Origin of the sequence: Pseudomonas jessenii, assembly GCF_002236115.1 — a bacterium.
Lineage (GTDB): Bacteria > Pseudomonadota > Gammaproteobacteria > Pseudomonadales > Pseudomonadaceae > Aquipseudomonas > Aquipseudomonas jessenii.
This window is the reverse complement of record NZ_NIWT01000010.1, coordinates 17,524-37,890: the sequence shown is the minus strand read 5'-3', so window position 1 is coordinate 37,890 and position 20,367 is coordinate 17,524. Positions and strand designations below refer to the sequence as shown.

The following is a 20,367-nucleotide window of genomic DNA, read 5'->3' as shown; positions in this document are numbered from 1 at the left end:
CCCGCTTTTGCGGGGATTTTCCTGTTTGTCGACCCGTCGTCAAATGTTGCAGATAAAGCTCAGAAATTTCAGCATCTTAGGAACTTTCCATAAACCCGCAACTTGCATGCAGTGTTTGTGCTTCTCGTGCATTTTGCATGATTCCGAAAGTTGGCTGGTTTTGTAACTTATTGATTAATAAGGTTTTAGTTCCTTCTCCAAAGTTGGCACAGCGTTCGCAATATCCTTGGTAACCCTGCCGACAAGACATCCGGCAGACTTTCCGAAAAACAGGAGTTACTCGTATGAAGAAGTTCGCTATCACTGCCGCTGCTGCTACCGCGCTGACCCTGACCATGGCCAACGCCGCGTTTGCCCAAACCACCCAGGCAACCCAGTCGCCAATGGTGCTGGCTGCCGGTGAAATGACCGAAGTGAAAGAAGATACTTCCGATACCTGGATCACCACCAAAGTCAAGGCTGACCTGATGACTGAAAAAGGCATTCCAGGTAGCGACATCAAAGTTGAAACCAACAAAGGCGTGGTATCGCTGTCGTCGACCACCGCCGTGACCGATTCGCAAAAAGAAGCGGCTGTGGCCATCACCAAGAAAATCAAAGGCGTCAAGGCGGTCTCCGCTGACGGCCTCAAAGCCGAGTAAGGCAAGGCTTCTCGCCTGGACCGGGAGAAGGCGCGACAGACGGGCAGAGTCATACGTCTGTTGCAACCTGAGTGTTCATGCGAAGGGCCATAAGGATGTGGCCGTCACAGGCTCCGCGCTTTTTTCCGGGGCCTGTTTTATGTGTAGTGCTGAAAATCAATTGTGGGAGCAAGCCCGCTACCACATTGGATAGTGGCTAATTAATTTCCGCGTTTGCTGGAGATCTGCTTCAGCCGATTACCTTCGAACCGCAAGTATTGATACATCCCGCCATTCGGTCCGTAGGTCCACTCCTCGACCTGAAACTCCTCGCGTCTATCGGCACTGCGCTTGTACCCCAGCAAGTCGCGGCTGACCGGCTCACCGCATTTCTGCACGACCTCACTCGAGCGATCGCCGACGCTGATCAACTGGCTGCCACAGCGCAGGGTATCGGCCGCCCAGGCCTGACTGACGGAGAGCGCCAGAGCCAGGCCTGCCAGCCACCGATGCATCACTCGGCATCCAGATGCATCGGCGTCACCACGCGGCCGTCACTTTGCGCCTCGCCCAGATTGGCATCGATGAAGTACACCCGGTCATCTTCCAACTGGGCCTTGTCGACCAGATAATCTTTGATGCTGCTGGCGCGTTCCTGGCCCAGTTGACGCAACAGTACGTCGCTGGCACTCCAGAACTTGATCACCTCGGCACGCATTTTCGCGGTGCGTTCTTCCTTGCCCAGGTCCTTCCATTCGGCAGGGGGCTGGGTTTTCAGGCGGGTGCGGTAGATACCTTCGAGCAGCGGGCCCTTTTCTCCGTCCGGCACTTCCAGCAACGAAGCCTGGGCCGGGACCTTGTCACCGCGGCGCTGGAGCATTTTGTAGTAGTTGTACTGGTATTCACGCTCCAGGCGTTGTTCGGCGATCAGCGGGCCATCGCTGCTCTGGGCGGCGGTGCCTTCGATTTCCAGGCGCAGGGCCGGGCGTTCCTTGAGCGCCTTGGACAGTTTGTCGAGGGCGCCTTCGGCGTCCTTGCTCAATTCGCTGGAACCGGCTGCGAATGAAACGCTGCCCAGGTCTTCCGAACCACCACCGTTGACCAAGCCGCCAATGAGTTTGAACGGTGCTGCCGCGGCCTTGACGATCAGGTTGCGCAGGGTCTGCCAGATAATCGGCATGACGCTGAACTGAGGGTTGTTCAGGTCGCCAGTGACCGGCAGTTCGATGGAGATCTTGCCGTCGACGTCCTTGAGCAAGGCAATGGCCAGTTTCAGTGGCAGGCTCACGGCATCCGGGCTGTCGACTTTTTCACCCAGTTGCAGTTGTTCGACCACCACTTTGTTTTCAGCTTTGAGCTGACCCTTGGTGATCTGGTAGTGCAGGTCGAGATTGAGCCGGCCCTTGCGGATACGGTAGCCGGCGAACTTGCCGGAGTAGGGCGTCAGCGTGGTCAGTTCCACGCGTTTGAAGCTGGTGGCGATGTCGAGGCTGGCCATCGGGTCGAACGGATTGACCGAACCCTTGATGGTCACCGGTGCGTAGCGATCGACCTTGCCCTTGACGTCGACACTGGCCGGTTTCGGCCGGCGGCTGTCGATGGTGCCGATCTGCCCGTTGAGTTGCTGGATGGCGGTGGCGAAGTTCGGGGTCAGGCTGAAGTCGGCGAAGTTGGCCGAACCGTCATTGATGAAAATGCCGCCGATGTGGATGCCCAACGGTTTTTCGTTGCTGGCCGGTTTGTTCGCCGCCGGTTTTGCCCCGGAATCCGCTGGCTGTGGAATCAGCAGGTCATCGATGTTGGTGGTGCGATCATCGTTGATCATGAAACGCGCATAGGGCTGGAACAGGTTGATCTTGTCGATCGACAGGCTGTCCCCATGCTGATAGTTCAGGCCTTCGACCACGACCTGCTGCCACTTGAGGAAGTCGCGGGTTTTCAAGGTGTCCAGGGTATGCAACTGATCGACCTGGGCACGGCCGGTGACGCCGAAGGCCAAGGGCTCGGTGCTTTTCAGGTCGACCGCCAGATCGCTGCCGAGCATGCCGCTGCGCAGTTCCAGGCGAATGAACGGCGTGATGTAGGACTGGGCAACCCGCAGGTCGATGTCCTTGGTCTGTACCTTCAGCCTGGCGCTGACCGGGGCCAGGTTGACCTCGCCGTCGGCCATGATCTTGCCTTGCTTGCCTACACCGGTATCGAGCTTGAGGGTAAAGGGGGAACCGTTGAGGCTGTCGAAATTTTGCAGGTCGAGGTTCAGCGGACTCAGTTCCAGGGCGACGGCGGGTTGTGCCTTGCGGTCAGCCAGATGCACCTTGTAGTCGCGCAGTTGCACATCCTTGAGCAGCACTTGCCAGGGTTTGTCTGGTGCGGCCGGTTCAGGTTTCGGTGAGTCTGCCGCCGCCGGAGTGCCGGTCGGTTCGGCATCCGCCTTGGCTTTGGCAGCGGGTTTGGCCGGCTGGCTGGCGAACAGTTTCTGCCAGTCGAGTTGGCCGTCCGATTCCAGCGCGGCCCAAGTTTCCAGTTTGTGGCTGCGGATCTTGCCCACCGCCACTTGCTGCTTGGCCAGGTCCACGGTGGTTTCGCTGACGTCCAGGCGCTCGAGCTTTACCAGCGGCCGGCCATCCGGAGCCTTGATCGCGAAGGGGGCGATGCTGACCGCTACATTGCTCAGTAGCAGCTCGGTTTCCTTGGCCAGGTTGAGTTTGTAGTCGGTGCTGATGCTCATGACGCCGTTTTCGAGATCCAGTGGCACGGCATCGCGCACATAGGGCCAAAAGGCTTTCATCTTGCCGTCAGTGATTTTCAGCTTACCTTCGGAGGCGATCGGAATCAGGCTGAAGTTGCCGGTCCAGTCGATCTGTCCGCCATTGGGGCCGATGGCCACCAGGGTCATGTCTGCGCTGTCATCGGGCAGGGTACTGAGGTTCTTCAGTTCGAAATCGAGTGTGTCGTAGAGAAACTCGATGGGCTCGCTGGGCCGGGCATCTTCAAAATGCACGGCACCGCCCGCCAGTTTGATCCGCTCGATGCGCAGTGGAAACGGCTTGGCATCCGGGTCGGCCGGCGTGGGTTCGCTCTCTGGCAGTTTGAACAGCCCGAGCAGATTGAGTTTGCCGTCCTTGCTGAACAGGATTTCGGTCTTGGGCTTGGTCAGTTCGACATCAGACAGGTGCACCGCCTTGGTCCACAGGCTGTCGAATTGCAGATTGGCGTACAGGCGCTCGAAACCGACCTGCTCCTTGCCGGGTTCGCCGATGTTCAAGCCCCAAAGGGTCAGTTCAAGGCTGAACGGATTGAATTCGATCCGCTGGATGGTGGCGGGTGTGGTGGCGTAGTTGGCCAGTTGCTGGTTGGCAACGCGCAACGCGACACCCGGTAAAATCAGAAAACCCAGCAAGCTGTAGAGGGCCAGAGCAGTCAACAAGGCGCCGATGGCGCGAATCAATCCTTTGTGCATGTGCGGCTTCATCTGTTTGAATCGGAGTGCCTTGGAGTATGGCATGCGTTTCCGGTTCCGAAGTGATTGGCCTGTTCATGAATTTTCAGATTTCTCCGACGACGGTCAGAGCTGCAGGATCAGGGTTTTCAGCGGTGGCTGTTGATCCATTGACGGAAAATCGGCGCCCGGTTTCATCACGGTCCATTCACGCACCGGCCGCCCGGCCTTCTCTGCACAACGCAAAACCTGTTCACGCCAGTCGTCCATGCTGACTTTCGCCAGGTTGTTGCAGCAGATCAGCACGCCGTTGTCGGCGGTGGTCAGCAAGGCCGGTTTGAGCAGGCTCTGGTAGTCGCGCAACAGGTCGACGGTGCCGAATGCACTCTTGGCCCAGGCTGGAGGGTCCAGCAGCACCAGATCGTACTGGCGCTGTTCCAGGCGCTGATAGCTCGGCAGCTTTTGCCCGCGGCGCTGGCTGATCGGCAGGCCGGCCAGTTGGCGAATGGCCGGGAAGTAGTCGGACTGGATAAATTCCATGGTCGGCAACTGCGGGTTGAGCTGCCCGTTCTCCCGACCGACCGCCAGGTTGCCTTCGGCGAAGTCCAGGTTGCACACCTCGCGTGCGCCACCGGCGGCGGCACTGAGGCCGACACCACAGGTGTAGGCAAACAGGTTCAGCACGCTTTTGTTCTTGCTGTGCTCCTTGACCCAGCCGCGGGTGTTGCGCAGGTCGAGGAACAGCAGCGGGTCCTGTCCGGCGTGGCGACCGCGCACCCGATAGTTCAGGCCCCATTCGTGGCCGACCAGGTCTTGCAGGGCGGCTTCGTCGGCGCGGTAGACGATGTCATCGCGATCGATGCGCGAGTTGCCACGGGAGCGGTCGTTGTAGACCAGCAGGGTTTCAAAACCCAGGTGTTGATTGATCGCTTCGTGCAGTTGCAGCAGCGTCTCGCGCTCCAGCGCCTGGTGGAAACTTTGCACCAGCAGCTGCGGGCCGTAGCGGTCGATGGTCAGGCCAGCGGCGCCTTCCTGGCTACCGTGGAAGAGGCGATAGCAATCGGTGCCTTGCAGGTGCAGTTCGGCGAGCAGGTCCTGGCGTTGATCGAGGGCGGCGCGCAGCGCCTGATTCAAGGAAGACATGCTGGGCGCCTTGCAGGAGAGAATTGGGCGCGGGAGTTTAACACTGTGGCGAGGGGGCTTGCCCCCGTTCCAGTGCGTAGCACTGGCAAAATTTCGGAAATGCTCGAGAGCTTGGGGCCGCTTCGCAGCCCAACGGGGCGGTGCGGCGATCCGACAAGCCCCCTCGCCACAGAAAAAATCGCAGCAATACCTGTTAGGTCAATAACCCCATCCGCCGTTTAGCCCGCTGCACCGAACCGTTACGCACCGCCCAGCGCAGCATCGGCGCACTGCGATTGACGCTGGCGCGGATCAGCTTGCGTTGCAGCGGGTTCTGGCTGACGCCGAGCATGTCGCTGGCCCAGTCCGGCAGCAGGTCGATCCCGGCCTGCATCATCAGACCGCCGAAAGGTTTGGCCAAGCGACTGGGGGAGGGGGCGCTCAGCAACAGGCGCAGGACTTCTCGACTGCGTTCGTCGCACAGCAACTGAGGGCGGATACGCTCAAGATAGTCGGCAATTTCCTGCCGCGTACGGGGTACATCCCTGGCTCCGAGCCGCTCGGCAACCAAGGCGATTTCAGCGTAGTAGCGATCCTGATCGACCGGGGACAGGTGCGGGTTGCGATAGCGCAAATGCGCGGCGAGGAAGTTGCTGACTTCCGCCACATGCACCCACGTCAGCAGTTCGGGATCGCTGGCGGCGTAGGCACGTCCGTCCGGCGCTGTACCGGTGATCTGCAAATGGATGGTGCGGACTTTTTCGATCAGCCAGTCGGCATCCTGTCGAGAGCCGAAGGTGGTGCCGGAGATGAACTGCCCGGTGCGGCGCAGGCGGCCGAGCATGTCTTCACGAAAGTTCGAATGGTCCCAGACCCCGGCCAATGCCAGCGGGTGCAGGGCCTGCAGCATCAGGGCACTGATGCCACCGATCAGCATGCTGCTGAAATCGCCATGGACTTGCCAGCTCACCGAGTCTGGCCCGAACAGCCCGGGGTCGCCCTTGGGGTTTTCCAGGTCGAGTTTGCCCAAAGACAAACCGGTCAGGCTCATGATCTGGGTTTCGATGCGGGTGCGGATGAATTCCATGGCCACTCTGTAATTTTCTGTAGGAGCGAGCCTGCTCGCGATGGACTTCAACGGTAACGCGTTTCTCCTGAATGTACGCGGCGCGCTTGAGTTCATCGCGAGCGAGCTCGCTCCTACAAAGGCCAGAACGTTATTGATTCAGGCGTTTATCGATCAAGCCTTGTACCACGCTTGGATCGGCCAAGGTCGAAGTGTCGCCCAGATTGTCCAGTTCGTTGCAGGCGATCTTGCGCAGAATGCGCCGCATGATCTTGCCTGAGCGGGTTTTCGGCAAGGCCGGCGCCCACTGGATCAAGTCCGGTTTGGCGAAACTGCCGATTTCATTGCTGACCAGGGCCAGCAATTCTTTCTTCAGTTCATCGTTGGTTTCGACGCCGTTCATGGGTGTGACGAAGACATAGATGCCTTGGCCCTTGATGTCGTGGGGATAACCGACCGCAGCGGCCTCGGCGATGCTCTCGTGCAGCACCAGGGCGCTTTCCACTTCGGCGGTGCCGATACGGTGGCCGGACACGTTGATCACATCGTCGACGCGCCCGGTGATCCAGTAGTCGCCATCTTCATCGCGCCGCGCGCCGTCACCGGTGAAGTAGTAGCCGGGGTAGGGCTTGAAGTAGGTGTCGACCATGCGTTGCGGGTCGCGATAGACACTGCGGATCTGTGCAGGCCAGCTGGACTTTATGGCCAGTACGCCGCTGCCGGCGCCCTTGATTTCCTTGCCTTGCTCGTCGAGCAGCACCGGTTGCACGCCGAACATCGGTTGTGTCGCACAACCGGGCTTGATCCGCTGGGCACTGACCAGCGGGCTGAGCATGATGCCGCCGGTTTCGGTCTGCCACCAAGTGTCGACGATCGGGCAACGCTCTTCGCCGACCTCATGGAAATACCATTCCCAGGCTTCCGGGTTGATCGGTTCGCCAACCGTGCCGAGTAGCCTGACGCTGGCGCGGGATGTTTGCTTCAACGGTTCCGGGCCTTCGCGCATCAGTGCGCGCAAGGCCGTCGGGGCAGTGTAGAAAATGTTCACCTTGTGCTTGTCGATCACCTGCCAGAAGCGCGAGGTACTCGGGTAGTTCGGCACGCCTTCGAAAATCAGCGTGGTCGCGCCGTTGGCCAGCGGACCGTAGACGATGTAGCTGTGGCCAGTGACCCAGCCGACGTCGGCGGTGCACCAGAAGACTTCGCCGTCGCGGTAGTCCAGCACGTACTTGAAGGTCATCGCTGCTTGCAGCAGGTAGCCACCGGTGGTGTGCAGCACGCCTTTGGGTTTGCCGGTGCTGCCGGAGGTGTAGAGGATGAACAGCGGGTCTTCGGCGTCCATCGGCTCGGGCGGGCAATCGGCGCTGGCTTCGCGCAGGGCCTGCTGGTACTTGATGTCCCGTCCTTCGACCCAGTTCACCAGCCCCTTGGTGCGCTCGACCACCAGCACGCTGCTCACGTCCGGGCAGCTTTGCAGCGCCTTGTCGACGTTCTGCTTGAGTGGCACGACCTTGCCACCGCGCACGCCTTCGTCGGCAGTGATCACGGTGCGGCAGTCGGCGTCGAGAATGCGGTCGCGCAACGAGTCCGGGGAGAAGCCGCCGAACACCACCGAGTGCACCGCACCGATGCGGGTACAGGCCAGCATGGCGTAGGCCGCCTCGGGAATCATCGGCATGTAGATGCACACGCGGTCGCCTTTTTTCACGCCACGGTTTTTCAGCACATTGGCCAGGCGGCAGACGTTTTCATGCAGTTTTTTGTAGGTGATCGATGTCGAGTCGGCAGGGTCGTCGCCTTCCCAGATGATGGCGACCTGATCGCCGCGTTTCTCCAGGTGTCGGTCGATGCAGTTGTAGCTGACGTTCAATTGCGCACCGGCAAACCAGCTGGCTTCACCGGTTTTCAGGTTGTAGCGCTGGACGGTTTCCCAGGGCGCGCTCCAGTCGAGAAAACGCGTGGCCTGTTCGGCCCAGAAGGTGCTGGGGTGTTCGACGGATTGGCGGTACAGGCGCTGATAGTCGTCTTGACTCAATTGTGCGGCCCGGCGGACGGCATCGGCTTTGGGGAACGTGCTGATATCGAACATGACGGTTCCTTATGCTTGTTTTGCGACAAGGATAAAGATGCGCCGAGAGGTCAATGGGTTCAAGTCAGATACAAAACAACTGTGGGAGCGAGCTTGCTCGCGATGAGGGCATGGCGGTCAACATGGTTGTCGACTGACAGTCCGTCATCGCGAGCAAGCTCGCTCCCACAGGGAATTGTTTTTGCCCACAGGATTCGGGTTGATCCAAAGCCCGTGGGTTGTGCTATCAAATCACCCGCGGTGACGACCACGGAAGTAATTGATCAGCCCTTGGGTCGAGGCGTCCTCGGCCGGGGTTTCTTCGCTGCCGACCAGGCGGTTGTAGACGCCTTTGCCCAGCTCCTTGCCCAGTTCCACGCCCCACTGGTCGAAGGCGTTGATGCCCCAGATCACGCTTTGCACGAAGACTTTGTGTTCGTACATCGCCACCAGAGCGCCGAGGCGACGCGGGCTGATGCGCTCGACCACCAGGGTGTTGCTCGGACGATTGCCCGGGATCACCTTGTGCGGCGCGAGTTTCTGCACTTCGGCGTCACTCATGCCTTTGTCGCGCAGCTCGGTTTCGGCCTCGGCAAGGGTCTTGCCGAGCATCAGCGCCTGGCTCTGGGACAGGCAGTTGGCGTACAGCCACTGGTGGTGGTCGGACACTGGGTTGAAGCTGACGATCGGCACGATGAAGTCGGCCGGGATCAATTGGGTGCCCTGGTGCAGCAACTGGTGGTAGGCGTGCTGACCGTTGCAGCCGACGCCACCCCAGATTACCGGCCCGGTGTCTGTGGACACTGGCTTGCCGTCCTGGCGCACGCTCTTGCCGTTGGATTCCATGTCCAGCTGTTGCAGGTGCTTGGTGATGTTACGCAGGTAGTGATCGTACGGCAGGATCGCGTGGCTTTGCGCGCCCCAGAAGTTGCCGTACCACACGCCGAGCAAGGCCAGCAGCACCGGCATGTTCTGTTCGAAGGGCGCGGTCAGGAAGTGCTGGTCCATGGTGTAGGCACCGGACAGCAATTCCTTGAAGTTGGACATGCCGATGGCCAGGGCAATCGGTAGACCAATGGCCGACCACAGCGAGTAGCGCCCGCCGACCCAGTCCCACATCGGGAAGATGTTCTCTTCGCGGATGCCGAACGCTACCGCGGCGGCGTTGTTGCTCGATACCGCGATGAAGTGGCGATACAGCTCGGCTTCCGAACCACCCTGGGCCAGATACCACGCACGGGCAGCCTGGGCGTTCTTCAGGGTTTCAAGGGTGTTGAAGGATTTCGACGAGACGATGAACAGCGTGGTCTCGGCGCGCAGCTTCATGGTCAGTTCGTGGAACTCGCTGCCGTCGATGTTCGCCAGGTAATGGCAACGCACGCCTTTCTGGGCGTAGGACAACAAGGCTTCGGACACCAGCTCAGGGCCGAGGAAGGAGCCGCCGATGCCGATGTTCACCACGTCAGTGATCGGCTTCTCGGTGTAACCGCGCCACAGACCGTCGTGGATACGGCCGACGAGGTCGGTGATCTGGTTCAGCACCTTGTGCACTTCGGGCATCACGTTGACGCCATTAACCGACAGCTTGTCGCCGACCGGGCGGCGCAGGGCCGTGTGCAGGGCCGGGCGACCTTCGGAAGAGTTGACGATTTCGCCATCGAACAGCGACTTGATCGCGCCCTTGAGGTCGACTTCGTTGGCCAGGCCCACCAGCAGATTGCGGGTCTCGGCGTTGATCAGGTTTTTCGAATAGTCGAGAAACAGGCCGCAGCTGCTGAGGGTGAATTGAGTAAAACGCTGCGGATCGGCATTGAAGGCTTCGCGCATGCTGAAATCCTGCATGGCTTGGCGGTGGTCATTCAACGCTTGCCAGGCGGGCAGAGCGGTAACGTCGTGAGGAGTGCGGTAATACGCCATCGCTGCGGGTTTCCTTATTACTTGAACGGCCTTTTGAACACTAAAAATCCCGGAGCGCTGTGGGTGGGCGTTCCGGTCAACTGCGTCGACACGATTTCATGGCGCAGGGCGAATACAGTAAACCCCGCGCAATGATCTGTCTTGACTTTGTCTGACCTGTTTCCGGTACTTTTTTAACATCGAAGTTAGGAACGGCCCGACAAACGGAAGAGACAAGACTCGTATCAGGCAACCTGGACCGGAATGGCATTGCTGGTGTGGCTCAGTTCATTGCCCGGTGCCATGTAGAGCATGCGTGGCTTGAAGTTGAGCAGTTCGGCTTCGCTGTAATGAGCGTAAGCGCAGATGATCACGCGATCACCGACCTTGGCCTTGTGGGCAGCGGCGCCGTTGACCGAGATCATGCGCGAACCTTCTTCGCCACGGATGGCGTAGGTGGTGAAGCGCTCGCCGTTGTCGACGTTGTAGATCTGGATCTGCTCGTACTCACGAATGCCGGACAGGTCCAGCCATTCACCGTCGATGGCGCAGGAGCCTTCGTAATCGAGTACAGCGTGGGTGACTTCGGCGCGATGCAGCTTGGCTTTGAGCATGATGGCGTGCATGAGTATTTCCCAGGTCGGAATCGAACGGCGGGCAGTTTGCCCGAAGGGGTTGTGGGCGGCAATACGAATGAAGCGAAGGGTTTGAAGTGTACTTTTGTGGCGAGGGGGCTTGCCCCCGTTCCAGTGCGTAGCACTGGCAAAATTTCGGAAACGCTCGAAAGTTTGGGGCCGCTTCGCAGCCCAACGGGGGCAAGCCCCCTCGCCACAGACTCACTCCACAGAATTCGAGAGTGTTTAGATTGGCGCGTCGAGGTTCAGGTGCAGGTTGTCGATCAACCGCGTCGTACCGAGGAACGCCGCCACCAGAATCACCAGGTCACGATCCTGCGCCGTCGCCGGGCGCAAGGTCAGTGCATGGCGGATTTCCAGATAGTCAGGACGCAGGCCGGCTGCTTCAAGCTGTTTGATCTGGGTGCCGATCAGCGCCGGGTAGTCGCGTTCGCCCTGCTTGATCGCTTCGCCGATCGCATTCAGCGTGCGATAAACCACCGGTGCCACAGCGCGTTGCTCTTCGCTGAGGAAACCGTTGCGCGACGACAGCGCCAGGCCATCGGTTGCGCGAACAGTCGGCTCACCGATGATCTGGATCGGCATGTTCAGGTCATGAACCAGCGCGCGAATCACCGCCAGTTGCTGAAAGTCTTTCTCGCCGAAAATCGCCAGGTCCGGCTGGACCATGTTGAACAGCTTGCTGACCACCGTCGCCACGCCTTCGAAATGCCCCGGACGGCTGGCGCCGCACAGACCTTCGGACAATTGCGGGACACTGACGCGGGTCTGGCCGGCCATGCCGTCGGGATACATTTCTTCAACGGTGGGGGCAAACAGCAAATGGCAACCGGCCTGGAGCAGTTTTTCCTGGTCGGCGACGAGGGTGCGCGGGTACTTGTCGAGGTCTTCGCCAGCACCGAATTGCAGCGGGTTGACGAAAACGCTCGCAACCACGAAGTCCGCCCGTTGGGAGGCTTTGGTCACCAGTGCCACGTGGCCGCTGTGCAGGTTGCCCATGGTTGGCACAAAGGCGATGCGTTTGCCTTCGCCACGGGCTCGGGCCACGGCGGCCCGCAGTTCGCGTACGGTTTTTACGGTGTTCATGCAGAGAATCCGTGTTCGATCCCAGGGAAAGTTGCCGCTTTGACTTCAGTCACGTAGGCATTCAATGCAGCGTCAATGCTGGTCTGGCCAGTCATGAAGTTTTTCACGAATTTCGGCACGCGACCGGTAATGGACAGGCCCAGCATGTCGTGCAGAACCAGCACCTGGCCGTCGGTGCGATTGCCGGCGCCAATACCGATCACCGGAATCTTCACCGCCTGGGTGATTTCTTCCGCCAGTTCGCTCGGGACGCACTCGAGCAGCAGCATTGCCGCGCCAGCCTGTTCCAGGGCGATCGCGTCGGCGCGCATCTGCCGCGCCTGGTTTTCATTGCGACCCTGGACCTTGTAGCCGCCAAGGATGTTCACCGACTGTGGCGTCAGGCCCATGTGCGCGCAGACAGGGATGCCGCGCTCGGCCAGCAGGCGGATCGAGTCGGCCAGCCACAACGCTCCTTCGACCTTGACCATGTGCGCGCCGGCCTGCATCAACAGGGCGCTGTTGGTCATGGCTTGCTCGGTGGTGGCGTAGGCCATGAAAGGCAGGTCGGCGAGGATCAGGGCATCGCTGTTACCGCGTTTGACGGCGGCCACGTGGTAAGCCATTTCCGAGGTGGTGACAGGCAAGGTGCTGTCGTGGCCCTGCAGAACCATGCCGAGGGAGTCGCCCACCAACAGCACTTCGACGCCGGCCTGATTGCAGGCGTGGGCGAAGGTCGCGTCGTAGCAGGTCAGCATGGTGATTTTTTCACCTTTTTGCTTCAGACCTTGCAGGGTGGTCAGGGTGATGGCTGGCATGAAAAGTTCCTCATTCAGGCGCTGTGGAAACTACTGCGAGTAACGCGCGTGATTCTTCGTTGAATACAGGCGCACGCTCTTTCGTCGTGCTTTTAAGGCCTGGATTGCGCCCTTGAACGCCGTGTAGGCGGCAGCGGGACGCCTATAGTCGTGAGGAGAACGAGGGAAGTCAATTGCGTGTGTTACCGCATTGTTACGGGTGGGGTGTTACCGGGGTAACTGATGCGATTCAGCAGGTTTGCTCGACTCGGCGGTCAGCTGCACTTTTGTGTTCGCCACAAACCAATGTAGGAGCGAGCCTGCTCGCGATGGCGGTGTGTCAGTCCATATCGATGTTGAATGTACTACCGCTATCGCGAGCAGGCTCGCTCCCACAGGGGATCTTGGTCAATTCAGGAGGAGGCGTTCCAGGCCGACGAACGGGCATGCCTTGAGCAGTTCGGCCAAGTTCCGGCCATCGGCCAAGTGCAGATCCGCAGGGGCCAGTTCCGCCAGCGGGTACAACACGAAGGCCCGTTCCTGCATGTGGTAATGGGGAACCTTGAGGCGCGGTTCGTCGATCAGGCGATCACCGAACAGCAGGATGTCGAGGTCCAGCGTGCGTGGCCCCCAGCGCTCAAGACGCTCGCGACCCTGGCCGTTTTCGATAGCCTGCAAGGCATCCAGAAGATCCAGCGGCGCCAGTGTGCTGTCGAGAGCGGCGACTGCATTGGTGTAACGCGGTTGGCCGGGCAGAAGCGAGTCACTTTGGTAAAACGCAGAAACCCCGACCAGTTGCGATTGCGGCAACTGCGCCAGCGCTTCGACGGCGCTGCGCAATTGTTCGGCGGGGTCAGCCAGATTGCTGCCCATGCCGATGTAGATGCGTTCCATGGATTACTCGCCCGTGGTGCTCGAAGCGCCGGCAGCGCGTTTGCGCTTGGAGCCACCGCTGCGGCGACGCTTGCGCGGGGCGCCGGTGCCTTCGTCCTTGCCGCTGAGGTCGCGAATCATGTCGCGACGCTCGCTTTCGTTGGCGTCCTGATAGTCCGTCCACCATTCGCCCAGGCCATCGGTCTGCTCGCCGGCGCTTTCACGTAGCAGCAGGAAGTCGTAGCCGGCGCGGAAGCGCGGATTGTCCAGCAACAGATCGGCACGCTTGCCGCTGCGGCGGGGCAGGCGTTCCTGCATGTCCCAGATTTCGCGGATCGGCATGGTGAAGCGTTTCGGAATCGCAATGCGCTGGCACTGCTCGGCAATGAGTTCGTGCGCCGCTTCCTGCATCGCCGGAATCGGCGGCATGCCACGCTCCTGCAGGCGCAGGACGCGGGCCGGCAGGGCAGGCCAGAGCAGGGCTGCAAACAGGAATGCCGGGGTCACCGGTTTGTTCTGCTTGATCCGCAGGTCGGTATTGATCAGGGCTTCGCTGATCAGGGTGTGGGTGTACGTCGGGTTGTATTCCAGTGCTTCGGCGCTGGCCGGGAACAGTGGATCGAACAACTGCAGGTCGACCAGCATTTCAAACGTGTCGGCGGCATGACCGGAGAGGAACAGCTTGAGCACCTCTTCGAACAGACGAGCCGACGGGATCTCGCGCAGCATCGGCGCCAGGCCGCGGATAGGCAGGGCGCTGTGTTTTTCGATGCCGAAGTTCAGCTTGGCGGCGAAACGCACGGCCCTCAGCATCCGTACCGGGTCTTCCTGGTAGCGTTGCGTCGGATCGCCGATCAGGCGGATCAGGTGATTGCGGATGTCGTGTACGCCGTTGGCGTAGTCGAGGATGCGTTCGCTGACCGGATCGTAATACAAGGCATTGATGGTGAAGTCGCGACGTTGCGCGTCCTCTTCCAGGGTGCCGTAAACGTTATCGCGCAAGATGCGCCCGCTTTCGTTGCGCGAAGACTGGTTGCTGTCTTCCTCGTCTTCGTTTTGCGGGTGATTGGCGCGGAAGGTCGCGACTTCGATGATTTCGCGGCCGAAGTGGATGTGCACCAGTTTGAACCGGCGCCCGATGATTCGCGCGTTACGGAATTCGGCCCGTACCTGCTCGGGTGTGGCGCTGGTGGCAACGTCGAAATCTTTCGGGGTGATACCCAGCAGCATGTCGCGCACGCAACCGCCAACCAGATAAGCCTGATAACCGGCGTTCTGCAGGCGTTCAACGATATTCACCGCGTAACGGCTGAATTGCGCCTTCTGCAGCGAGTGTTGGCCGCTGTTGAGCACTTCAGGCGTGCTGCGAATGTGTTGCGTAGGACGCTTGGGAGAACGGAATGACTGGAACAGCTTCTTCAGCATGGGATGCACTGTTTGAAGGAATATTCGGCCATAACAGAAGAATGACCGCATGATGGGCGGGGATTCTAGCATTTAGTCGGGGGATGGTGTAGGAGACAGCAGATATGAGATGTAGGAGCGGGTTATGGGGGGGGGGGAATCGCAGAAACCACAAGGGGAGCCGAAGCTCCCCAAGAAGTAGTTGCATGCTCTATTTTTATTTTTGGTTTCGGGCTTCTTGTTTTTGTTGAGTGCCCTCGCCATGAAGCTTTCCTTCATGACCCTCCCAATCGGGAGCCAAGAGCAAACGGATTGCTTTGGTCGCTGAATTGCAGTGATCTTTCGATCCAACCAGTACAGGCTCTGTCTTAAGACAGTTTTTTGTTGTTCTCGGCCTGGTCGTGGGGCAAGCCCCAAATACAACGCCTCTCCAAAAGAATCAGTTAGCTGCGCCTCTCGCCGTCTTGTTTTTATTGTGCGTGAGTCGATTCGTCTTATTTTTATTGTCTTGTGCATTGCTTGTTATTGTTCTTGTACCAAACATATAGCAGGGTGCGTGCCAACTTTTTCGAAACCCAATAAAACAAGGGGTTAGGCCGGTCGGCAGGCATTTCGAGGGCCAAAAAAAGCCGGGGCTTCGTTACCGTAAGCCCCGGCTTCTGTTACGTGAAAAAACTGAGGTAACAGTTTTTTCACCAAAGTCATGTGTTACCCGCACATGAGACAGGTACGGTTCAGCTTTCGCTGGTCACCCCGGTCTTGCGACGTGGGATTCCCAGGCGCTGACGGCGCTCCCACAGGCATTTGCGACTGACCCCGAGCTTGCGGGCCAGCTCGGTTTCGGTCATGTGGTCCTGATGTTCGAGGACGAAATGCTGGAAGTAGTCTTCCAGGGAGAGATCTTCGGTCGGTTCGTGGTTGCTGTTACTGGCGTTGCCCTGTTGTGGCGCCAGGCCAATGAATTCGTCGTCTTCCAGGTCACCCAGTTCGATGTCGATACCCAGCAGCTCGGCGGAGATTTCCGGGCTTTCGCACAGGATAACGGCGCGCTCGACGGCGTTTTCCAGTTCACGAACGTTGCCCGGCCAGGAGTAGTGACGAATGGCTTGCTCGGCATCCGCGGCGAATTTCAGGTCGGTGCGGTTGATCCGCGCACTTTGCCGCGCCAGGAACGCATTGGCGATTTCGTTGACGTCCGCACCGCGTTCGCGCAGGGCTGGCAACTTCAGCGCGATAACGTGGAGGCGGTAATACAGGTCTTCACGGAACTGGCCGATCTTCGCCAGGCTCTTGAGGTCGCGGTGAGTCGCGGCGATCAGGCGCACGTCGACTTTTTGCGACTGCACCGAGCCCACGCGACGAATCTCGCCTTCCTGCAATACGCGCAGCAGGCGAGCCTGGGCTTCCAGTGGCAGTTCGCCGATTTCGTCGAGGAACAAGGTGCCGCCGTCCGCCGCTTCCACCAGACCGGCGCGCCCGGCGCTGGCGCCGGTGAATGCGCCTTTTTCATGGCCGAACAGTTCGGACTCGATCAGGCTTTCCGGAATGGCCGCGCAGTTCACCGAAATCATCGGCGCCTTGGCACGTTTGGACAGGTTGTGCAGGGCGCGCGCCACCAGTTCCTTACCGGTACCCGATTCGCCCTGGATCAGAACGTTGGAGTCGGTCGGTGCCACTTTGCGGATCTTGCCGTACAGGTCCTGCATCGGTGGGCACGAGCCGATAATGCCGATCTCACCGTTGCTGTTGTCGGTACCGGATTTCGCCGCACCGTTGGCGGCTTTGCCGGCAACCGCTTCACCGCCGGCTTGTACCGTTTGTCGGTCACGCAGGATTCGTGCGGCCGCTTGCAGCATTTCGTCATGGTCGAATGGCTTGGCAATGTAGTCCACCGCGCCCATTTTCATCGAGTCGACCGCCGAGCGCAGGCTGGCATAGCTGGTCATGATCAGCACCGGCGTGCCCTGGGCGAGCTTGATCAACTCCGTGCCAGGCGCGCCCGGCAGGCGCAGGTCACTGATGATCAGGTCGAACGAGGGAATGGTGAAGCGTTCTTGTGCTTCCTGCACTGATCCGGCTTCGCTGACCTGGTACTGGTTACGTTCCAGCAGGCGGCGCAAGGCGGAGCGGATAATGGTTTCGTCTTCGACGATCAAAATGTGCGGCATTGATTCGATACTCTCGACGGTCTCAGTTCACAGCGGACGTCGCTTCGACATGACGCGGCAAGGTAACCCTGATTCGGGTACCGCGTTGGCTTTGAACATCAGCCGGGCTGTCGATGGTGATTTGTCCATAATGCTCTTCAACGATGGAATAGACCAGTGCAAGGCCCAGACCGGTGCCTTCGCCAGGATCCTTGGTGGTGAAGAAAGGTTCGAACAATCGGTCCATGATGCTCGACGGAATACCGCTGCCTTCGTCCTCCACGATCAGATCGACCGTGTGTTCGCCGGCTTCGCTCTTGACCCGTACCGCACTGCCGGGAGGCGAGGCGTCACGGGCGTTTGAAAGCAGGTTGATCAATACCTGGGCCAACCGTTGCGGGTCGCCTTCGACCCAGTGTTCGGGGTCGCACAGGTTGTAGAACTGCACTTCGAAATTGCGTCGGTTCAGGGCCAGCAGGCCGATGGCATCCTGAGCCACTTCGGCCAGACAGACGGGCTCGTCGTTGTGCTGATGGCTGCCGGCATGGGCAAAGCTCATCAGCGACTGGACGATGCGCGACACGCGTTTGGTCTGCTCGAGGATCTGGCCGCTGATTTCCTTCAGCTCGCCGTCTTCTTCGCGTTCTTCGCGCAGGTTCTGCGCCAGGCACGCAATGCCGGTGATCGGGTTGCCGATTTCATGGGCCACGCCGGCCGCCAGTCGACCGATGCTGGCCAGGCGCTCGGAATGCACCAGTTTGTCCTCGAGCATCTGGGTTTCGGTCAAGTCTTCCACCAGCAACACCAGGCCACTGTTGCCCGGCGCGAGGGGTTCGTCGATCGCCGCTTTGTGCAGGTTCAACCAGCGTGTCTGGCCGTCGAGGGCCAGGTGCTGTTTGTGCAAGTGCTCGTCCGGCAGATTGATGAAGCCTTGCAGCAGGTCTTTCCATGGGTCGGCAATGGTACTCAGGCGCGAACCGACCACGCGCTGCGCGGCGATGCCGGTGAGTTCCTCCATGGCCTTGTTCCACATGAGGATCTCCTGATCCTTGGCCAGTGAGCAAACGCCCATCGGCAATTCCTGAAGGGTCTGGCGGTGATAGCGGCGCAAGGCATCGAGCTCGGCGGCCAGGCCGGTCAGGCGTGAGTGGTAATCCTCGAGGCGGCTTTCGATGAAGTGAATGTCTTCGGTGACGTAGTTTTCGCCGCCAGCCTTGTACGGCAGGAACGTCTCGACCATGTCCTGGGCCACGCTCGGGCCCATCAGGCCGGAGAGATTGGCTTCGATGCGGTCACGCAAGCGACGCAGGGCATAGGGGCGGCGCTCGTCGAAAGGCAGATAGAGGTCGCGCAGTGCCTGTTCCACTTCTTTCTGCGCCGCTTTTGCACCCAGTGGCTTGGCCAGTTGCGTGGCGAACTCCTGGGGCGAGGCGGCGTGCAGTTCCCGACGTTGCGGGCGGCGAACGTTATCCACAGCGCAGGCTTCGGCAGCGCTGGCCTCTTCGGTGCTGGCGTTGGTGAACAGCGAGATCAGCGTGAACATCAGTACGTTGGCCGCCAGCGAGGCAATCGCCGCCATGTGCCAGCTGGTGTCGTCCAGCACGTAGATCATGTTCAGCAGTGGAATGTAGAAGCCTTGCAGGTTGCCAACCAGCGGTAACAGCATGGTCACCAGCCACACCAGGATCCCCGCCAGCAAGCCGGCGATGAAGCCGCGACGGTTGGCGGTCGGCCAATACAGGACCGAGAGCACGCCCGGCAGGAACTGCAACGTGGCGACGAAAGCGACAATGCCGAGGTTGGCCAGGTCCTGCTCGGCTCCGAGCATCAGGTAGAAGCCGTAGCCGGCCATGATGATCGCGACGATCAGCGCCCGGCGAGTCCACTTCAGCCAGCGGTAGATGTTGCCTTCGGCCGGTGGTTGATACAGCGGCAGGACCAGGTGGTTCAAGGCCATCCCGGACAGTGCCAGCGTGGTGACGATGATCAGGCCACTGGCGGCGGACAGCCCGCCGACATAGGCCAGCAACGCCAAAGCCTTGCTGTTGGCGGCGATGCCGATTCCCAGGGTGAAGTATTCCGGGTTGGTGGTGGCGCCCAGTTTCAGGCCGGCCCAGAGAATCAGCGGCACCGCCAGGCTCATCAGCAACAGGAACAGCGGCAGGCCCCAGCTCGCACTGACCAGCGAACGCGGGTTGAGGTTCTCGGTAAAGGTCATGTGATACATGTGCGGCATCACGATCGCCGAGGCGAAGAACACCAGCAGCAGCGTACGCCACGGGCCTTCCTGCAACGGCGTGTGCAGGGCGGCGAGCGCGGTCTGGTTTTGCAGCAGCCACAGTTCAAGCTGTTGCGGGCCGTCGAACACGCCGTAAAGCGCATACAGCCCGACACCGCCGAGGGCGATCAGCTTGATCACCGACTCGAAGGCAATCGCGAATACCAGGCCTTCATGCTTTTCGCGGGTGGCGATGTGACGGGAGCCGAAGAAAATCGTGAACAGCGTAATCAGTGCGCAGAAGCTCAGGGCCACGCGATGCTGTACCGGCTCTCGGGTGAGGATGCTGATGGAGTCGGCGACCGCCTGAATTTGCAAGGCCAGCAGCGGCAGTACGCCGACCAGCATGAAAATCGTGGTCAGCGCACCGGCCCAGGTACTGCGGAAGCGGAAGGCAAACAGGTCCGCCAGCGACGACAGTTGATAGGTGCGGGTGATCTTCAGGATCGGGTAGAGCAGCACCGGCGCCAGCAGGAATGCCCCGGAAACGCCCAGGTAGCTGGACAGAAAACCGTAGCCGTATTGATAGGCCAGGCCCACGGTGCCGTAAAACGCCCAGGCACTGGCGTAGACGCCCAGTGACAGGGTGTAGGTCAGCGGGTGGCGAATGATCGCCCGGGGAATCATGCCCCGTTCGCTGATCCAGGCCACACCGAACAGCACCGCCAGGTATGCGGCGCTGATCAGGATCATCTGGGTCAGGCTAAAGCTCATCGGCATCTTTTTGGCTCTGCAGGATGAAAGTCACGACGATCAGAATCAGCCAGAGCAGATAAGGGCGATACCAGGCGCCAGTGGCGTCGATCCACCAATCCATGATGGCCGGGGAAAACAGGTAAATCCCCACTACCAAAAGCAGGACCAAGCGATAGATGTACATCCCGGCCTCTCTTTTTTATGCGCGTGCCCGAAAACGTGCGGCGATGGTAACGGATGGGTGCGCCACTGCAAGTGCGA

The 20,367-nt window shown here is 60.0% G+C and carries 15 protein-coding genes; 1 reads left to right on the top strand and 14 read right to left on the bottom strand.

Annotated elements, in window-relative coordinates; translation table 11 throughout:
- Positions 1–284: 284 nt before the first annotated feature.
- Positions 285–641 (top strand): BON domain-containing protein, encoded by a 357-nt coding sequence (locus PSJE_RS28600; RefSeq protein ID WP_057713265.1) that lies wholly within the window; start codon positions 285–287, stop codon positions 639–641.
- Between the two features lie 200 nt (positions 642–841).
- Here the strand turns inward: PSJE_RS28600 and PSJE_RS28595 are convergent, their stop codons facing one another.
- The 14 genes from PSJE_RS28595 to PSJE_RS28530 all read right to left on the bottom strand — a co-directional run bounded on the left by PSJE_RS28595 (position 842) and on the right by PSJE_RS28530 (position 20,290).
- The gene (locus PSJE_RS28595) at positions 842–1,135 is read right to left on the bottom strand and encodes a DUF2845 domain-containing protein (RefSeq protein WP_191622264.1); all 294 of its coding nucleotides are present in this window, start codon (positions 1,133–1,135) and stop codon (positions 842–844) included.
- Entirely contained in the window at positions 1,135–4,125 is a 2,991-nt protein-coding gene (locus PSJE_RS28590; RefSeq protein WP_090451449.1) for a DUF748 domain-containing protein, read from the bottom strand. Before PSJE_RS28590 ends, PSJE_RS28595 begins: the two co-directional genes overlap by 1 nt.
- 60 nt (positions 4,126–4,185) lie before the next feature.
- A complete protein-coding gene (locus PSJE_RS28585; protein WP_090451447.1) occupies positions 4,186–5,202 on the bottom strand; it encodes a class I SAM-dependent rRNA methyltransferase in 1,017 nt (338 codons plus the stop codon).
- 193 nt (positions 5,203–5,395) lie between these two features.
- Entirely contained in the window at positions 5,396–6,268 is an 873-nt protein-coding gene (locus tag PSJE_RS28580; RefSeq protein WP_090451445.1) for an oxygenase MpaB family protein, read from the bottom strand.
- Positions 6,269–6,398: 130 nt separating this feature from the next.
- Positions 6,399–8,336 (bottom strand): acetate--CoA ligase, encoded by a 1,938-nt coding sequence (gene acs, locus PSJE_RS28575; RefSeq protein WP_090451443.1) that lies wholly within the window; start codon positions 8,334–8,336, stop codon positions 6,399–6,401.
- A 231-nt stretch (positions 8,337–8,567) separates the two neighbouring features.
- Positions 8,568–10,232, bottom strand: coding sequence for a glucose-6-phosphate isomerase (gene pgi, locus PSJE_RS28570; RefSeq protein WP_057713271.1), 1,665 nt, complete (start codon positions 10,230–10,232; stop codon positions 8,568–8,570).
- A 224-nt stretch (positions 10,233–10,456) separates the two neighbouring features.
- Positions 10,457–10,837, bottom strand: coding sequence for an aspartate 1-decarboxylase (panD, locus tag PSJE_RS28565; RefSeq protein WP_003228271.1), 381 nt, complete (start codon positions 10,835–10,837; stop codon positions 10,457–10,459).
- Positions 10,838–11,071: 234 nt separating this feature from the next.
- Entirely contained in the window at positions 11,072–11,932 is an 861-nt protein-coding gene (panC, locus tag PSJE_RS28560) for a pantoate--beta-alanine ligase (RefSeq protein ID WP_090451441.1), read from the bottom strand.
- Positions 11,929–12,729 (bottom strand): 3-methyl-2-oxobutanoate hydroxymethyltransferase, encoded by an 801-nt coding sequence (gene panB, locus PSJE_RS28555; RefSeq protein ID WP_057713273.1) that lies wholly within the window; start codon positions 12,727–12,729, stop codon positions 11,929–11,931. Before panB ends, panC begins: the two co-directional genes overlap by 4 nt.
- A gap of 387 nt (positions 12,730–13,116) precedes the next feature.
- Positions 13,117–13,602 carry a 2-amino-4-hydroxy-6-hydroxymethyldihydropteridine diphosphokinase gene (gene folK / locus PSJE_RS28550; protein ID WP_090451439.1) on the bottom strand — a complete coding sequence of 162 codons (486 nt, stop codon included), beginning with the start codon at positions 13,600–13,602 and terminating at the stop codon, positions 13,117–13,119.
- A 3-nt stretch (positions 13,603–13,605) separates the two neighbouring features.
- Positions 13,606–15,006, bottom strand: a complete 1,401-nt coding sequence (locus PSJE_RS28545; protein WP_056728631.1) for a polynucleotide adenylyltransferase PcnB — start codon at positions 15,004–15,006, stop codon at positions 13,606–13,608.
- A gap of 713 nt (positions 15,007–15,719) precedes the next feature.
- Positions 15,720–17,153, bottom strand: coding sequence for a sigma-54-dependent transcriptional regulator (locus PSJE_RS28540; RefSeq protein ID WP_057713275.1), 1,434 nt, complete (start codon positions 17,151–17,153; stop codon positions 15,720–15,722).
- A gap of 22 nt (positions 17,154–17,175) precedes the next feature.
- On the bottom strand, positions 17,176–20,130 hold the full coding sequence (locus tag PSJE_RS28535) for a sensor histidine kinase (RefSeq protein WP_167362842.1): 2,955 nt from the start codon (positions 20,128–20,130) through the stop codon (positions 17,176–17,178).
- The gene (locus tag PSJE_RS28530) at positions 20,114–20,290 is read right to left on the bottom strand and encodes a hypothetical protein (protein WP_003176118.1); all 177 of its coding nucleotides are present in this window, start codon (positions 20,288–20,290) and stop codon (positions 20,114–20,116) included. The genes PSJE_RS28535 and PSJE_RS28530 overlap by 17 nt, the downstream gene beginning before the upstream one ends.
- Between the last annotated feature and the right edge of the window lie 77 nt (positions 20,291–20,367).

Excerpts from the sequence above, each read along its gene's own strand:
- PSJE_RS28590 (WP_090451449.1), bottom strand. The coding sequence starts at position 4,125 with ATGCCATACTCCAAGGCACTCCGATTCAAACAGATGAAGCCGCACATG.
- PSJE_RS28545 (WP_056728631.1), bottom strand. The coding sequence starts at position 15,006 with ATGCTGAAGAAGCTGTTCCAGTCATTCCGTTCTCCCAAGCGTCCTACG.
- panB (WP_057713273.1), bottom strand. The coding sequence starts at position 12,729 with ATGCCAGCCATCACCCTGACCACCCTGCAAGGTCTGAAGCAAAAAGGT.
- PSJE_RS28595 (WP_191622264.1), bottom strand. The coding sequence starts at position 1,135 with ATGCATCGGTGGCTGGCAGGCCTGGCTCTGGCGCTCTCCGTCAGTCAG.
- PSJE_RS28535 (WP_167362842.1), bottom strand. The coding sequence starts at position 20,130 with ATGCCGATGAGCTTTAGCCTGACCCAGATGATCCTGATCAGCGCCGCA.
- panC (WP_090451441.1), bottom strand. The coding sequence starts at position 11,932 with ATGAACACCGTAAAAACCGTACGCGAACTGCGGGCCGCCGTGGCCCGA.
- PSJE_RS28585 (WP_090451447.1), bottom strand. The coding sequence starts at position 5,202 with ATGTCTTCCTTGAATCAGGCGCTGCGCGCCGCCCTCGATCAACGCCAG.
- PSJE_RS28530 (WP_003176118.1), bottom strand. The coding sequence starts at position 20,290 with ATGTACATCTATCGCTTGGTCCTGCTTTTGGTAGTGGGGATTTACCTG.
- PSJE_RS28600 (WP_057713265.1), top strand. The coding sequence starts at position 285 with ATGAAGAAGTTCGCTATCACTGCCGCTGCTGCTACCGCGCTGACCCTG.
- PSJE_RS28580 (WP_090451445.1), bottom strand. The coding sequence starts at position 6,268 with ATGGAATTCATCCGCACCCGCATCGAAACCCAGATCATGAGCCTGACC.
- pgi (WP_057713271.1), bottom strand. The coding sequence starts at position 10,232 with ATGGCGTATTACCGCACTCCTCACGACGTTACCGCTCTGCCCGCCTGG.
- folK (WP_090451439.1), bottom strand. The coding sequence starts at position 13,602 with ATGGAACGCATCTACATCGGCATGGGCAGCAATCTGGCTGACCCCGCC.
- PSJE_RS28540 (WP_057713275.1), bottom strand. The coding sequence starts at position 17,153 with ATGCCGCACATTTTGATCGTCGAAGACGAAACCATTATCCGCTCCGCC.
- panD (WP_003228271.1), bottom strand. The coding sequence starts at position 10,837 with ATGCACGCCATCATGCTCAAAGCCAAGCTGCATCGCGCCGAAGTCACC.
- acs (WP_090451443.1), bottom strand. The coding sequence starts at position 8,336 with ATGTTCGATATCAGCACGTTCCCCAAAGCCGATGCCGTCCGCCGGGCC.